The organism is Sagittula sp. NFXS13, assembly GCF_040148795.1.
GTDB lineage: Bacteria > Pseudomonadota > Alphaproteobacteria > Rhodobacterales > Rhodobacteraceae > Sagittula > Sagittula marina.
In genome coordinates, this window is sequence record NZ_JAGEMH010000023.1 from 1 (window position 1) to 15,954 (window position 15,954).

At 60.7% G+C, this 15,954-nt stretch carries 8 protein-coding genes and 3 pseudogenes; 8 read left to right on the forward strand and 3 right to left on the reverse strand.

The features are described 5' to 3' along the window. Positions 1 to 595: 595 nt before the first annotated feature. The gene (locus J4E08_RS22660) at positions 596 to 1,990 is read right to left on the reverse strand and encodes a sulfotransferase domain-containing protein (RefSeq protein ID WP_349540434.1); all 1,395 of its coding nucleotides are present in this window, start codon (positions 1,988 to 1,990) and stop codon (positions 596 to 598) included. 6 nt (positions 1,991 to 1,996) lie between these two features. After that, complete coding sequence (locus tag J4E08_RS22665; protein ID WP_349540435.1) at positions 1,997 to 5,122, reverse strand: hypothetical protein; 3,126 nt, start codon at positions 5,120 to 5,122, stop codon at positions 1,997 to 1,999. A 271-nt stretch (positions 5,123 to 5,393) separates the two neighbouring features. Between J4E08_RS22665 and gmd the strand changes: the two genes are divergently transcribed. From gmd to J4E08_RS22700, 7 genes and pseudogenes are all read left to right on the forward strand, one after another. Then, positions 5,394 to 6,407 (forward strand): GDP-mannose 4,6-dehydratase, encoded by a 1,014-nt coding sequence (gene gmd, locus J4E08_RS22670; RefSeq protein WP_349540436.1) that lies wholly within the window; start codon positions 5,394 to 5,396, stop codon positions 6,405 to 6,407. Positions 6,408 to 6,465: 58 nt separating this feature from the next. Next, positions 6,466 to 8,907 carry a glycosyltransferase gene (locus J4E08_RS22675; RefSeq protein WP_349540437.1) on the forward strand — a complete coding sequence of 814 codons (2,442 nt, stop codon included), beginning with the start codon at positions 6,466 to 6,468 and terminating at the stop codon, positions 8,905 to 8,907. Positions 8,908 to 9,020: 113 nt separating this feature from the next. Further along, positions 9,021 to 9,989 (forward strand): sulfotransferase family protein, encoded by a 969-nt coding sequence (locus J4E08_RS22680; RefSeq protein WP_349540438.1) that lies wholly within the window; start codon positions 9,021 to 9,023, stop codon positions 9,987 to 9,989. A gap of 176 nt (positions 9,990 to 10,165) precedes the next feature. Continuing rightward, complete coding sequence (locus tag J4E08_RS22685; RefSeq protein WP_349540439.1) at positions 10,166 to 11,131, forward strand: sulfotransferase family 2 domain-containing protein; 966 nt, start codon at positions 10,166 to 10,168, stop codon at positions 11,129 to 11,131. Between the two features lie 213 nt (positions 11,132 to 11,344). Further along, positions 11,345 to 12,754, forward strand: coding sequence for a mannose-1-phosphate guanylyltransferase/mannose-6-phosphate isomerase (locus tag J4E08_RS22690; protein WP_349540440.1), 1,410 nt, complete (start codon positions 11,345 to 11,347; stop codon positions 12,752 to 12,754). 209 nt (positions 12,755 to 12,963) lie between these two features. After that, positions 12,964 to 13,464, forward strand: a pseudogene (locus tag J4E08_RS22695) (transposase); the annotation flags it as partial. A 718-nt stretch (positions 13,465 to 14,182) separates the two neighbouring features. Continuing rightward, positions 14,183 to 14,419, forward strand: a pseudogene (locus J4E08_RS22700) (IS5/IS1182 family transposase); the annotation flags it as partial. A 25-nt stretch (positions 14,420 to 14,444) separates the two neighbouring features. Here the strand turns inward: J4E08_RS22700 and J4E08_RS22705 are convergent. After that, a complete protein-coding gene (locus tag J4E08_RS22705) occupies positions 14,445 to 14,873 on the reverse strand; it encodes a MerR family transcriptional regulator (RefSeq protein WP_349540442.1) in 429 nt (142 codons plus the stop codon). A 202-nt stretch (positions 14,874 to 15,075) separates the two neighbouring features. Between J4E08_RS22705 and J4E08_RS22710 the strand changes: the two are divergent. Continuing rightward, positions 15,076 to 15,627: pseudogene (locus J4E08_RS22710) on the forward strand (transposase); the annotation flags it as partial. Positions 15,628 to 15,954 lie beyond the last annotated feature (327 nt).

Consider the following 15,954-nt stretch of genomic DNA (forward strand, 5'->3'; position numbering starts at 1 on the left):
ACCGCGGTCATGCGAAAACTCATCGTCCTCGCGAACGCACTACTGAGAGACAACCGGAAATGGGCTCCAGAACCTGCTTGATCATCACGGATACTCGGCAGCATTCTGCGGATGCGCCTGCCGGACAGTGGATGATCTGTTCGTCCGTAAATCGCGTTCGCTTCATTGTCCGTCCTCAAGTTGGATCGGACTCTAATCGACGGTGAAGGAAAAATCCCGTGGCAGGTCACGGCCGCAACTGGTCGTAGCGTTTCACCCATGCGTGCGTCCGTGGCTGTCGACGGATTCCCGTATAGCATATTGCTGCTACGACACTTTCAGGCGAACACAACCTTTACGAAACGAATTGGATGAATAAGCCGGGTTAACAGAGCGAGCGATGCGAGGCAGAAGGATGATTCCGGGAGAACGACGGTTTCTGCGACATGTACTGTTCCAAGCTGCCCTGGCTGCCGCCTATCACAATCCAGGTCTCAAGCCGGTCGCAAAGCGTCAAAGAGCGCGGAAAGCCGTACAAGCTTGTCATTATCGCAATCGCTCAAAGGCTTGTCGCAATCGCTAGCGCGGTCATCAAAACCGGCATACCTTGGTAGCTTCAGCCCGACCGATAGACACAGTTGCTAGGCAGGTCCACGCGAATGCCGGCGTCGCGGAATGTCTGTGCCACATCTTCGGGCAGCGCGATGGACCGCGCCTTCAGGAAGTGCGCGAGGTCCATCGGCCAGAGCAACGCCCGGGGCCCGCCAAAATCGTCAAACAGCTCCAGCGCCGCATCGTAATTGCCCCGTGCCACTTCGCCTGACATGAGCGCCTCGATATACAGCGGAATCGGACCGTAATCGTGAATGATCTGACGCTGGATGTCGCGGAAAGGCGTCGGCTCGATCGGGTCGCGCAGATGCGACAGGCCAAGCCGCGCCATGTCCCGTGCCAGCGAAGGCCCCGCATGGGGCATTTGCACAAGCGTGTTCATGGTGCGCTGTGTGCCTGCCTCGAACATCTGGGCCACCGCCTCATCAAAGCTGCACAGCGGTTCCAGTTGCTTGAGGATATGCGGAGGCAAATCCGTGGAGACCTTGGACAACAGCACCTTCGGGGCGGATGAGAGCCGCAGTTCGATCCCCGCCAGCGCGGCGGCACGGCACGTGTCGTCATAGATCCGCGCCCGCGTGACCTCCTGCAACATGCCGGTGTCGAACTGACGTGTCAGCGCGGCCTGCCGCATCATGATCTGCTCTGCCAGCGGGCGGTTGATCTCCTTGCGCAGCACGGAGAACTGCCGGTTCACCACCAGAAGATGCCCGGCGCACAACCGGTAGACCTTTTCCTGTAGCGGCACCTCCATGTCGCGGTCCCCGTTGTAGAAACACTGCGGCGAGGTAAAGCCCGGGGCCGGATTGTCTGACAGATCCAGCGACCAGTCGTCTCCCAACCCGGCAAAGTCGCGCAGCATGGTTTCGACCCGCGACATGTCCTCGCCAAAGGCAAAGCCAAAGACGTTCTCGGCGCCGAAGTGCGCGCACAGCTTGTGCAGGCGCGGCTCCAGCGGAAAGAGGTATTTCGCCATGACCGCCGGCGACCAAAAGCTGTAGTCCGCATGACCGTGGATTTTCTGATGCTGCGCCACGTCGTGCAGGTAGTGGGAATAGGCGCGCTCCATCGGGTCACGCAGGCAGACGACGATGCGCACCTCGTGGCCCTCCAACGCCTGCGCCATGTTGGCAAGGCTGGTGTCGAAATCGTCGATATAGAGCGGCGAGGCGTCAAACCGCACCCGGTCGTCGGCGCGCACCGCATCGGCACCGCCCTCACGCGCGCCGTCGAACAGCCCGAGATAGGCATCGAGGTCACATCCCCGGCGGAAGTAATCCACCTCCTTGTTGCCCCAGGGCATGGCAAAACGGTCCGGCCGCTTGGAGGCCTGCGAAAACAAAAAGGTGGTGCCGGATTTCGGCAGCCCCACCACGATCAAGAATTTCTTGGCCTCCATGCGTCTCTATTCCGCCTTTTCCGGCTCTTTTTCCACCTTGGAATGTGATGGGTTCTGCGGTGACGTTTCGCTGTCCGGCGCGACAAGTCCCAGTCCCCGCAGCAGCACGCCAAGCTGGCGCGGATCATCCGACAAGCCCAGTTGTGCCGGGCTGGAAACGCGGTCCAGCGACAGATGCAGCAGGCAATCGGTCTCTGCCGGAATGTCCGGCAGGACCATGTCAAAGGCCGTCAGCTGATCGCGGTCGATGATCACGTCCAGCAGCCCGAACGCCGCGGGCACATCGCCGTCCAGCAGCGGCATCACCGGCTGCCCCGCGCGGCGCAGCATCACTGACAGGTGGCGCGGCCCCTCCATCGCTTCACCACCATAGAACCCCAGTTCCGCGCTCAGCACCGTGCCTGCGGGTATCGCCTTTTCAGACCGCAGCAACAGGGTGCCTTCCGGACCGTTTGTCCAGGCCCCGGCCGCTTCCGGCGCGTGAAAGCCGATGGTCGCCGCGGTGAAGGTCTCGGCCATTTCAGGGTTGATCCTCATCGGCGTGTTCAGGCTAAGGCCCAGAGGAACACCCCTGGTCTCGGGCTCCGGATGCAGACACCCTTTCCTGTCGATCTGCCAAATCGGATCGTCACGCCGTCCGGCGGGATTGGCCCGGTCGCTCGGGGTTTCGCACAGGTAGGCATAAATCAATGTCAGAAGCCCCACGTTACCCTGCGACCCGGTCCAGAGCGCATCGCTGCCGGTCTTGGTGCGCAGCCACCAGCGCGTGTTGTGCCGCTTGGCGATCTCGTAGGCATTTCGGGGCGAGACCAGGCCGAACAACGGGTCCCGCGCCGCGTCGAGAAAGCGCTGCACCTCCTGGGCGTCCGTCTCGATGTCGCGGCCAGAGGCCACGCGCGCCGCGAGGTTGGTGATCTCGACCCGCCCTTCGGCCCGGTGCAACAGGTGGCGCAGCACGTCGAGCTTGCCCAGCGTGCCCAGCACCCGGCTCAGCACCACCACTTCGAAGGCAAAAGGATCGCGCTTGTCGATGCAGCGGATGGCGTTCAGCAGGAAGTAGTCGCCGTCAAAGTAGATAAAATCCTCCAGCACATAGGACGCGACGCGCGGGTCGACGGCGGGCGGGATCAATTGATCGAACACCAGGTGATCGCCCAGACGCAGCCCGGCGGCATTGGCGGCGGCCACCAGACGGTTCATGCGCTGTGCCGGACGGCGCGGCGCGTGGATGTGGTCGAGGTCCAGCGCCGAAAGATCCAGCGGGGCGTCGCGCTGGCGCAGGGTCTCGGCGGGCAGCAACAGCAGCTGTGCGAGGTTGGTGATCGGAGGCTGCACCTTTTGCAACCGGGCACGCAGTTGCGTGGTGATCTGGGCGCGGCGTGCGGATTTTTCCGACTGGAACTGCTCGATCCGCGCAGGTGTCATCACGCTCTCGGCCGCCACCGCATGGCCGCGGTCCAGCAACACGATCTCCGGATCATGGAAGGGTCCGCCTTTGTCCTCTAGCGCTTGGGCGAAGGCCGCGCTCAGCGTCTTGCCCAGCGGCCAATGCGGACGTCCCTCGGTGCCGTTTTGCGCACCTTCAGCCAAAAGTCCCATCAGTTCTTCCAGGCCGATGTCGCGCTTGGCGCAGGCCATATAGATCGCATGCAGGCTTTCGAGCAGTGTGCTGTGCACCAGATCGCCCAGCTCGTAATGCTTGCGCCAGTATTGCCGTGCCTCCGGCGCACGCCACAGGGCAGGATAGCTTTCGGGGAACTCCGGATCGGCCCCCAACTGATGCATAAACAGGCTCTGTTCCGCCTCGGAAAGCTCCATAAAGCGTTCCAGAGAACAGACCGAAGGCGTTTCCAGCAGCGTCTGCCCCACCTCTGACTGGCGGTCCACCAGCGCGGTGCGGATCGCTGTCGCGGTATTGGCCATCTGCGCCCGTTCGCGGAAGGCGCGCACTCGCTCCACCGCTTGCGCGTAATGGCCCGGTTCGCGGAAATGGGCGACGATGCGGGGCAGATCCTCGGTGGCGGCAAAGATGGATCCGTCCTCCATATCCAGGAAAGGATGATGCGGCGGCAGAAACAACGGTCGGTCGAGGTTGGTGACGAAACGCGCCGTGGCCGAGTTGTTCCAGTGATCGTAATCGTTTTGCGGCAGGTAGAAATAATCCGCCTCCTTGAGCCGCTCCAGCAGCTCCATATCCGTCACCCAGCCAGAGCCCAGATCATGCGGCAGGTGCAGGTTTTCCAGCGTCTCTTCGAAGCGTTTCAGCTCATCCGCGTTGCTGGTGGCAACCGAGCCGACAAGGCGACCCCGTATCTCGCGCACGAGGTGGAACAGGCTGTCGAAATCCTTGCCACCGTATTGGAAGAAGCCAAAAAACCCCACGGCTTCGGGGCGTTCATCCCGGTTGTCAGCGTAGTCATGTTCCGGCACAGGCACCGGCGAGACGCCCAGTTCCAGCGTCGGCAAAAAGAAATGCCGCCCCGCCGAGGAGATGAAGGCGATCGAGGGAATGTCGGAATTCATGATCTGCTGCTGGCGCGAGAACAGCAACTCGTGTTCCGTGTCCAGCAGCGAATGGTGGATGATCAGCGGCAGCGCCCCCATCTCCCGCTTCATGCGGTCGAGGTTCTGCAACAGCCGCGTGGTGGATTCCCCCTGGCTCAGGCGCGGGTTCAACCCGTCATAAAGCCCCGGCCCATGGTTCACGAGCACCAGCGCGCCTTTCAGGAACTCCGGCCCCAGCGCCAGCGCCGCGGATGAGGTGCGCACGACGTGCAGCTCCTCCACCTGCTTGGCCATCTCATCGCTGAGATACCGCCCGTATTCGCCGATGCCGCATTGTTTCAGATGGCTGGGCGAGATCACCACCACGCGGGAGACACCGGCCACGATACGGGGCAACACATCGCGCCCCTGCTGCCGGCCGTACAGCGTGTAATGCAGATCCGGGTCGGCAATCACCGACAGAGCACGGGCGCGCGGCACATCGCCATAGGTCTCGGCGTAGCCGTTCGGGGCGCTCAGCAAGGAAACCGGCTCCGGGCTGAGCGCATGGGAAAAGGCCGGGCGTCGTCCCAGAAGCCGCTGCGTCGCGAGCACAATGGTCTGGGCAGGTGTCGTGTTTTGGGTCATGCGGGCTCCATGAAATGCGTCCAGCGCCTTGATCTTTAACGAGCGTAAACACGCAAGAATGCCCTCTTAGATTGCGCAGTCCGGCGAGACACAACTCAAAGTTCGTTCAAGCGCCACATCCTGACCGCCATATGCAGAATCGAATTCTCGCCTTGGGTGCGGGTCCGGGGCGCGCTCTTTTCTCTATTGGTAAATGTATAAACTCGTCGAAATTAACGGCGGATTAACCGCGTTTGCGCCAGAGATGATGGAAATGGCTAGGGGAACCCAAATGAAGACGGCATTTATCACTGGCGTAACCGGGCAGGACGGCGCGTATCTGGCGAAGCTCCTTTTGGAAAAGGGCTACGAGGTCCACGGTGGCGTGCGCCGGATCTCTCAGCCCGAGACCACGCGGCTCGACCTTCTGGGCGTCACCAAGGATGTGATCCTGCATGAGTTCGACCTGGGGGAGACGAACAACATTTTCCGCACCATCGACCGCGTGAAGCCGGACGAGTTCTATAACCTCGCCGCACAAAGCTTTGTCGGCGCGTCTTGGGAACTGCCTGTGTATACCGCAGACGTGGATGGCATGGCGGTGGTGCGCATCCTCGACACGCTGCGCACCCTCTCGCCCCAGACCCGCTTCTATCAGGCCTCCACCTCTGAGATGTTCGGCCTGGTACAAGAGGTACCCCAGTCCGAGACGACCCGTCTTTACCCGCGCTCTCCCTACGGTGTGGCGAAGGTATATGGTCACTATATCACCATGAATTACCGCGAAAGCTTTGGCCTGCATGCCTCCAGCGGCATCCTGTTCAACCACGAAAGCCCGCTGCGCGGGAAGGAATTCGTCACCCGCAAGATCACGCTGGGGCTGGCCGCCCTGGCGCATGGCGGCACCGACGCGGTGGAATTGGGCAATATGGACGCGCAACGCGACTGGGGCTTTGCCGGGGATTACGTCGAGGGCATGTGGCGCATGTTGCAGCAGGACGAAGCCGACGATTACGTGCTGGCCACAGGCACGACCACGACGATCCGTGACTTCTTTACCTTTGCGGGCGAAGCTCTGGGCATGGATCTGGAATGGTCCGGGGAGGCCGAAAACGAGACGGCGACCGACAAGAAGACCGGAAAACTGCTCATGAAGGTCAACCCGAAGTTCTACCGGCCCGCCGAAGTCGACCTGTTGCTGGGCGATGCCTCCAAGGCAAGGGAAACACTTGGCTGGGCGCCAAAGGTGGACATCCGTCAATTGGCTGAAATGATGGCAAAGTCAGATTTCGATGCACTTAAGTAAGAGCCTCCATAGACTGCATGCCCGCTTGGGTGGCTTCCGCGGCAACGTGGATGGAATCATGGGGGATGTGCTGCAGGGCTGGGTCCAGTCCTTGCGCACGCCCGATCAGTACATGCGCGTGGGACTGTATGTTCAGGGCGCGCGCATCCACGAAGCCTCGGCCAACATCTATCGCGGCGATCTGGAACGGGCGGGCATAGGCGATGGCTGTCATGGCTTCTCGATCCCGCTCACGGCGGATCTGGTCCGTCTGGCGACACTAAACGGCGGGCAGGTCGAGATCCGTGTCCTGAGCGGCGCCAGCACACAGCTTCTTGGCAAACATCACCTGAGCGATACCCGAACCTCTGGCGATGCGGACGGCAAGCCCATGCCCGGCTGGCTGTCGCCCCTGCAGCGCAGGCTATATGGCGGGGCGCAGGTGCTTGCCGCTTTGTTGTCACGCAGCGGGGACCTTGCACCGCCGCCCAGGGCACCCGGCACATCTGCGGCGCAACAGAGACTGTTTTCGCGCACCGACTACCTTGATCCCGAGGCCCAGCTCCCCGAGCTGATGTTTGGCTATGCCGAATACATCCGCTACCGCGACCGGCTGGACGAACAGTTCGACACGGCCGGACATCCGGACGACATCGCACATTTTTACAAGCGATACCTCAGCGCCTATGCCGCTATGCGCGGCGGTCTGCGGGTGCCGCTGACCAGGCCGGTCATCGACTGGCTGAACGAACCCGTGGTGATCGGCGGGCAACGCAACAGCCTCAGCCGGGCGGCGTGGTTTTTTCTTCCTGACGTGCTGCCGATCCGCAATTCCATGAATTTCAACGCCGAGGACTGGTACATTTGGGCCGTCTATTGGTGGTCGGTCAATCAGGCGGAAGCGATTCATTGCGAGGACTGCCTCGTGCCCGACAGCTACATAGATCTGCTGCGCAGCGTGCCCACGGATTGGCAGGGCATGACCTACGCCCCATCCGAGTTCATGCTGCGGCAATATGCAGAGACACCGGAAATCGCCGACCTGAACCTGACACAGGAGGACGCGCGCCGCGATCTGACCTGCGCGCTTTTGCTGCTGGCGGTGCCGCGCCCAGACTTCCTGCGGTATATTCCCCGCCCCGCGCTGGAGGCCGCCCTGAACCCAAATGGCCACGGACCCTCGCCTTTGGCCCAATTCTGTACCCAGATGGGCCTGCCTGCCAGCAACCTTGACCGCTCTGGATATGCCCGCGCCTTGCGCCAGCAGGGCTTTGACCTCGACACCATGCGATTTTTGACCTTCACCTCTGAGGGTCACCGCGCCGAATGTGCCACGCTGCCGCCGCTGCCGCATGCGGAAACGGTCGATGTGCAGGTGATCGGTCCCTTTGCCAAGGCCAGTGGGCTTGGGCAGGCGACCCGCCTGTCGGCCAGCGCGCTGGAAAGCGCCGGGGTGGCGATCAACACGGTCGATTTCGGTCTCGACAACCCCGCGCCAGAGGGGTTCAGCCGCGCCGCCGTGGTGTCGGACTACACCCGCGCCAAGGTGAACCTGTTCCACCTGAACGCCGAGGCCATCCCGCTCGCCGCCGCCTACCAGCCGGACGTTTTTACCGGGGCCTACAACATCGGCTATTTCTACTGGGAGCTCGACAGCCCCGGCGCCTGTCACTACCTCGGCATGGACATGCTCGACGAGATCTGGGTCTCGACCGAGTTTGGCGTGTCGATTTTCCAGCCGCATGTGGACATGCCCGTCACCAATGTGGGCATGAGCTATGAGGCGCTGCCGGACATTCCCGCAGACGAGGCCCGCGCCTTCCTGCAAAAGACTGCAAAGATCGGGCGCGACGTCTTTACCTTCATGGTGACCTTCGACAGCTTTTCCTTCGTGCAGCGCAAAAACCCGCTGGGCGTGCTCAAAGCCTTTGCCAAGGCCTTTCCGCAGGGCGGTGACGACGATGTGCGGCTGGTGATCAAGACCCAGAACCGCACGCGCGTGGCCGATCCGACGCAGATCGCGATCTGGGAACAGGTGGACGAGGCGCTGGCCGCCGACAGCCGTATCGTGCTGATCGACGAGACGCTGCAATACACCGACCTGCTGAAGCTCAAGAAAGGCGCCGACGCCTATATCTCGCTGCATAAATCCGAAGGCTGGGGTTTTGGCATGATCGAGGCGATGAACCTTGGCGTGCCGGTGCTGGCCACCGCCTATTCCGGCAATATGGATTTCTGCACGCCGGAGACCTGCTGGCTGGTGGACTATGAGCTCAAGGAGCTGGGACCTCAGGATTACATCTTTGTCCGGCCCGGCCAGAAGTGGGCAGAACCGGATGCGGACCACGCCGCCCGCCAGATGCGCGCCATGAAGGACGATCCCGCCGACTGCGCCCGGCGCGCCGCTGCCGCCCGTCAAAAGGTGCAGACGGAGTTTTCAGAGGCGGCCATCGGCCAGCGTTATGCGACCCGAATCCACCAGATTCTGGCGGAAATAGACCAGTGCCGGTGTGCCTCTTGACCCGCTTGGGGCCGCAAAGAGGAGGTGAGGCTTCGCACCAGCCCCCCCCCACAGACGCGCCCCCCGATGCGCGCCCTCTCAGCCGGGATGAGATCACTCTGGCTTTTCAGCTGGTGCTCAATCGCCCCCCTCCGGCCAAACGGCTGGACGCAATGCAAGCGCGTCAGATCACCCTGCCTCAGCTGCGGGAGATGCTTTTCGAATCTGACGAACTTTTCGACCGTATGGCGCTGACGTCAAAGACAAAGAGTCCGTCCCCCCTTCTGTCAGGTCTGCCCCGGATATTCCGTCGCATTGCCGGACGGCAGCCCGGTGCGGTTCCGCCCTGGCCCATTGATCGCGCCAAGGTGACTGTGGTCCACCTGCACATTCCCAAGAGCGCCGGAAGCAGCCTGAACACCCATCTCATGATGCTCTACCCTCAAAGCGCACGGATCAATGCCAACGAAGGCCGCCCGGAAAAGCAGATTTCAGCCATGTCTCGCCAGGATCGCGGCCGCATAGGGGTGGTGGTTGGGCATACGACCCATGGACTGGGCCGACTACTGACCCGACCCGTCTTGTATCTGGCCGTCCTCCGCAGCCCCGGCCCCCGGTTGTTCAGCTTTTACCGCTACATTCAACGCACCCCGGACCACCGCTACTACGAAGCCGTGAATACCGAAGCGCCGGATTTCGGAACGTTTCTCGAACTGGCGAGCTCAGAGGCCGTCTTGCGTCGCGAGGTGGACAATGGCCAGGTGCGGCGTCTGGCTGGGCCTATGGACACCACGCCCGTCGACACGCGCGTTTACCTGAGAGCATGCGAGCATCTGTTTGCTCCCGACATGATGTTTGGGCTGGTCGAGAACTTCGATCCGTTCTTGCAGCGGCTGGTGGATCGCGGCGTGCTTGATAAACTCAAAGATGTCCGCGCCAACGCGGCTCCGGCTGGGGAAACAGTCGCCCCTGGCGAAGCCTTTGCCAAGGAACGTGACCGTCTGAGCGACACCCAGGCAAAGCTCCTTGATGCCTTCACACTCTGGGACAACAAGCTCTATGCATGTGCTGCACGGCAAGACAGAAAGATGAGCTCAACATGAAATCTGTAGGTGCCACTTATAAGAGGCAGGCTGCCTCGCTCGACAAAGATCTGCAGTCCAGCCGGAGTCTGACGCGGCATGCGCCAAGGGGGGTCCCCTAACGCGAAAATGCTCTGGCAAGGCCGCTGCGACGGGCGGTCATCAGCACGACCCAAGTTTTTGAAAGCGGCCTATCCATGTCCACAACGCCCTTGCCCATGTCGACCACGCCTCCAGAGGTGGTGACTGCGTTCCGGTTGTTTCTGGGACGTGCGCCCAATCCGAACACGCCGCCACAACTAGGATCGGGCGGGGTGCAGGCCCTGCATCGCACCTTGGAAAAATCCAGGGAATTCCGCGACAGTCCGCGCTCCATAAAGAAGCCATACCCCTGGCCGCTGCGCCAGATCATGGTGAGCCAGCCTGCGAAACTTGTCTATTGCCCGATCGGCAAGAACGCCTGCACTTTCCTGAAATCCGAAGTGGCGCGCACCGCGCGTCCTCCGCATATCGCGCATATATTGAAGGACATCCATTTCCTGACGGATCACATTCGCACAGGGCTGCAGTTCAGTGACTACGAACCTCCCGACGTGAACCTGATGCGCCAAGGTCCCGACTATTTCCGGTTTGCAGTGCTACGCGACCCGATGGAGCGGCTTCTTTCGGCCTATATCGAAAAATTTGTCATGGGCCGGCTTCAGCCCGCCAACATTCACCATACGAAATCCGTTGTCGCGCCTGTGCAACTCGCGGCCAACCGCAAGAAAGTCGACTTCGACGAGGGCATCACCTTTCGCGCGTTCATTGATTATGTCACCAATGCAGAAGCCGCGACCCTGGACCCCCACTGGCGACCACAAGCCCTGTATCTCGAAGGCCTTCGGTATGATGCGCTGTTCCGTATCGACCAAATAGACCAGCTGATGGAAATTCTCGAAGAGCGTGCCGGCATGAAGCTTGGCAGGCAGCCCCGCAATGTGACCGGGTCCGGCCGGGGCGAAGATGTGGCAAATGCGCAGGATCTGACCCCCGCCAGGATCGCCGCCGGGCCAAGGCTGTCGAAGGCTTCTTTTTATGACGCCGCAATGCGCCATGCGGTCGAAACCACCTTTGCCGCAGACTACGCTCTTCTGAACGCCGTGCAGGACACACCGCTGTGACGCATGATCTCTCCGCCATAGTGCCCACTTGTGGCCGAGGCCGCCCCTGCGTGTCGGCGCCAGACCGAAAACGGGCATCCGCCTGGTTTTGGACGGCTCCTGGCGTTTCTTCCGAGACGTTTGTCAACGACCGTCCAAAGGTCGTTCCATGACGATAGAAACCGCTCCCCAAAAGATTAAGCCTGTATTCAAAACATCAAAGGATATCCCAAAATGATCTTTCCCGTCCTGCTTTGCGGGGGGTCCGGCACAAGGCTCTGGCCACTTTCGCGCAAATCCTACCCGAAGCAATTCACCGATGTGATCGGCGATGACAGCCTGTTCCAGGCTTCGGCAAAGCGTTTCTGCGGGGAAGGGTTCGCCGCCCCCTTGGTCATCACCGGCGATCCTTTCCGCTTTATCGTGACCGAACAGCTCGACGAGATCGGTGTGACACCTGCCGGCATCCTGATCGAACCCGAAGGGCGCAACACGGCGCCTGCCGCCTGTGCGGCCGCGCTCTTTGCCATCGCACAGGACCCCGAGGCCACAATCCTGCTGGTGCCGTCCGATCACGCGATTCCCCAGCCTGAACTGTTCCGGGAAACCGTGATGCTGGGCAACGCAGCCGCCTCACGGGGACAGATCGTAACCTTTGGTATCGCCCCTTCCCGCGCAGAAACCGGTTATGGCTGGCTGGAAACCGGCGACTGCGACGACGGTATCTACCGGCTGGAACGCTTCATCGAAAAGCCCGACCAAGCCCGCGCCGAAGAGCTCTTTGCCGATGGCCGCTACCTGTGGAACGCAGGTGTCTTCCTGGCAAAGGCCCGCGTTCTGCTGGAGGCGTTCAAGACCCACGCGCCGGACATGCTGCACCAGGTCCACAAAGCGATGGAGGCCGCCAAGGGAGATCTCTCCTTCACCCGCATCGACCCGCCGCTCTGGGCCGGGGTCGAGGATGAATCCATCGACTTTGCCGTGATGGAAAAGGCCGGGAACCTCTCTGCCGTGCGCTATGATGGCCATTGGACGGACCTGGGGGGATGGGAATCCGTCTGGCTGGAATCCGATAAAGACGGCAACGGCAATGCGATCACCGGTGCAGCCACAGCGCTGGACTGTCACGACAGCCTGCTGCGCGCTGAAGCCCCCGATCAGGAGCTGGTGGGCATCGGATTGAAAAACATCGTGGCTGTGGCCATGCGTGACGCGGTCATGGTGGCGGACATGTCGTCTTCGCAAAACGTCAAACAGGCGGTGAAGGTGCTCAAGGGCCGCGAGGCCAAGCAGGCGCTGGAATTTCCGGTCGATCGCCGCCCATGGGGCTGGTACGAAACGCTGGCGCTGTCAGACCGCTTTCAGGTGAAGCGTATCCACGTGAACCCCGGAGCAGCGCTGTCCTTGCAAAGTCACCATCACCGGTCCGAACACTGGATCGTCGTTCAGGGCACGGCCAAGGTGACCGTGGACGAAGAGGTGAAGCTGATCACCGAAAACCAGTCCGTCTACATTCCGCTTGGCGCCGTGCATCGCATGGAAAACCCCGGCAAGCTGCCGATGGTGCTGATTGAGGTGCAGACTGGCAGCTACCTCGGCGAGGACGACATCGTCCGCTACGAAGACATCTACGCCCGGACCTGAGTTGTAAAACGAGAGCCTTCTCCGGATCACACTGCTCTGCCCCTTGAAAACTGGACCATTCGAAACTGGAGTTTTCGGCTAACCTTCGCTGCCAGCCGAGATCGCTCAGATCGCCTCCTGAAACTAGGAGGCGGTCTATGGTCTGCTGTTCTGGGCGTCCGCTACGGCGGTCTTGAACGAATGGCGCAGGCAGACGCCTTTGCCAGTCGTTCCACAAGTCCAAATGGGTCGTCATTATGCATGAGGCGAATCTTCGACACGACACCAAATCATCCTTCGACGGACCCGAGGCGGTGCTCGCCTACCTGAGCCTATACACTCACCGCTTGGCGATCCCCAACAGCCGCTTGGTCAGCGCCGATGTCGTGACTGTCGCGTTCCGCTGGAAAGATTGCCTCGTCAAATCAGGCGACCGCTCGAGCATCATGCGTCTTGCGACGCCAGAGTTCATCCGTCGCTTCCTGATCCATGTGCTGCCAGATGCGGTGGAACCCATCTGGCACTACGGCCTGCTGGCCAGTGCGATAAGAACGGCCAATATCTTCAGGATCCGCGCGCTGCTCAGCATCCAGAAGCCAGAACCACCCAACAAGCCTGAACCCGAGGCTGAGATCACCGTGCGCGAACCATGCCCGTGCTGCGGTGGCCCGATGCGCATCATCGAGATATTCCGTCACGGCCAGGAACCAATGTCGCGCGCACTACCCTGAGAGCAGGCAGCATGACGAAAAGCCCGCCAACCAAAATGTGTTAATACCGGCTGACCTGTGCAGAGCCGGTCCGATCGCCGTGCGCACCGCAACCGCTGAAAACCAAACCAACTGCCAGCTTGGCAAGACCGGCCTGCACTTTTCCTTGGCAGAACTGGGGCGGACAGCTAAAGGGCAACGCCAACGATACAGCCGCCACCATCAAGATCACCAAGGCATCAACCGCGAGCACTCTTTCCCCGTAGCGCTCACCAAGTCCCTCGCGGCTTCGTCCTTCCGAGGTGTGGCAACGCGGGCCGCCATCTCAGGGCTGTCACGGTCACGCTGCGACCCTCATCAAAAAAACCTTCACGATTGGACCTTCACTGCGCCTACAATTCCCCCCCCATCTGAAGAAAGCGGACGTTCAAAACTGCAACGGACCATCTTTTATGTTTAGGTGTTCCATCCCGGATGATCACATAGCCCCTCGTCGATCTGCGCTTTTCATGGCACGATCTGTTCTAAACGAGGTTCGGGACGGGAGATCGACATCCTGATCAAACTTCACAGCCAAGCTACAACAAAGCCGAAGGTTCGGTCGGCAATTCAGGCCAGTGATGAACCTGCCTGGGTTCTTGCCGATCGCCACGAAACAACTGAGCAAACCGTCTGGAAGTGGCGCAAGCGCGACAGCGTCAATGTCCAGAAGCAGAGTTCCAGCCGCTAAGACAAATGGGATGCGGACGCCATCGATCCAAGCGATGCCTTGAGGGCGGTCCGCGAATATCTCGATACAGTCGACGAAGAAGCCTTCGGCCCGGCCACGGTCGTAAAGCCCAAGTTCACGGCCCATGCCGATCCTGACAGCTAGTGGACAGCGGCGCGCAAGGGCCCCACTTTCTTCGCCTATTCAGATAATTACCTGATCGATACCGATCACGGGAACATCATGGATGTAGAAGCAACGGCAGCGAGCGGATAGATCAACGCGGTCGGCATCAGGAATCCGGCAGGTCCTGATCGGAGAGATTCTCTTCGTGGTCGCTTAGCACCTCAAGAATGCGGCAGTTGGCAACCCGGTCGGCCCTGCCCTCGCCGATCATCCGTTGCAGTTCGACCCGGAGCGCCTCCAGTCGAGCGATGTGCGCCTCTACCTCGAGGAGCTGCTTCTGAGCGGCTGCATCGACCTGCGCGCAGGACCTTTCTGGCCCGTCAGAGAGGTCCAGAAGTTCTCGGATCGCCTTCAGAGAAAAACCGAGCTGTCGAGAGCGACGGATAAACGTGAGTCGGTCGAGTTCCAGTGCCCCGTAGCGGCGCTGGCCACCCTCGCTCCGCCCGGCCTCGGGCATCAAACCGATCTGTTCATAATAGCGGATCGTTTGGACCTTGGTGCCGGTCCGTTTTGCTAGTTCGCCGATGGGCAGCATAAGCGTCTCCTTCCGTCGCTGCGGCGCCATGTCGTCCGTGGCCAAAGATACGTAAGACCTCTTGGCGCAGCATCAATCTATAGTAGCTGTAGACCTTATATCTAAGTCTGACTGAGAAACACAATGGGGAGCCTTTGACCTGCCCCCGAAATCTCCTTCACTTTGATATAGACTTTGCTCAACCTTTCGAAGGAGCAAACAAATGCGAAAGAGCCGTTTTACCGAGGCGCAGATTATTTGGATGATTAAGGAGCAGGAGGCTGGGATGCTTTATCGTAGGCACGGGCTGAGTCCTGCGACCTTCTACACGCTGCAGGCCAAGTATGGCGGGATGGACGTTTCAGATGCGCACCGTCTGAAGTCGCTTGAGGATGAGAACGCTAAACTCAAGCGCCTCGTTGCTGAAACCATGCTGGATAACGTTGTTCTGAAAGATTTTCTGGAAGAACTGACGACACCCAATGTGCGGCGGGCCGCAGCACTCAAGGCGATGCAAGATCACGACATCTCGCAACGTCGGGCGTGCAGGCTTGTCGGTGTCGACCCCAAAACCGTCCGGCGTGAGCACCCGCCGGACAATCCAGAAGTTCGCGAAGAGATGCAGGCGATTCCCAGTAAGCGACGTCGGTTTGGCTATCGGCGGATCGGCGTGCTGTTGGAGCGTAAAGGCATGATCATGAACCACAAGAAGTTGTATCGCCTCTACACCGAGGAAAAGCTGGGGGTGAGGCGACGGCGAGGCCGCAAAAGGGCGCCGAGCGCTTGAGCAATTTGAGGGCTCCGCGCACGACGCGCTTGCCCAAACTGAAGACGGAGAATATGAAATCCAAACCCGCAAACTCTCATTATGATTGAGGGAGCCTCGGGGGGCAGGTCACCAATCGAAGACAACCTCGAACCTGTAGCCCGCGAAGCATATGTCCGGAATGGCTTGGAGGCGATCACGCAAAACTGGCTGCGATGTAGCAGTGGGCATCAGCTTGTAGGGCAACACACACCCGGACGGCATCTCGGAGTAGTAGCTCACGTCTTCAATCGCGGAAAGGATTGGGCATTCAAAGGTCTGCGGCATCGGCGCGTT

Bases quoted from the DNA above. Each gene is read 5' to 3' on its own strand.
- J4E08_RS22665 (WP_349540435.1), bottom strand. From the start codon at position 5,122: ATGACCCAAAACACGACACCTGCCCAGACCATTGTGCTCGCGACGCAG.
- J4E08_RS22685 (WP_349540439.1), top strand. From the start codon at position 10,166: ATGTCCACAACGCCCTTGCCCATGTCGACCACGCCTCCAGAGGTGGTG.
- J4E08_RS22660 (WP_349540434.1), bottom strand. From the start codon at position 1,990: ATGGAGGCCAAGAAATTCTTGATCGTGGTGGGGCTGCCGAAATCCGGC.
- gmd (WP_349540436.1), top strand. From the start codon at position 5,394: ATGAAGACGGCATTTATCACTGGCGTAACCGGGCAGGACGGCGCGTAT.
- J4E08_RS22690 (WP_349540440.1), top strand. From the start codon at position 11,345: ATGATCTTTCCCGTCCTGCTTTGCGGGGGGTCCGGCACAAGGCTCTGG.
- J4E08_RS22705 (WP_349540442.1), bottom strand. From the start codon at position 14,873: ATGCTGCCCATCGGCGAACTAGCAAAACGGACCGGCACCAAGGTCCAA.
- J4E08_RS22675 (WP_349540437.1), top strand. From the start codon at position 6,466: ATGGGGGATGTGCTGCAGGGCTGGGTCCAGTCCTTGCGCACGCCCGAT.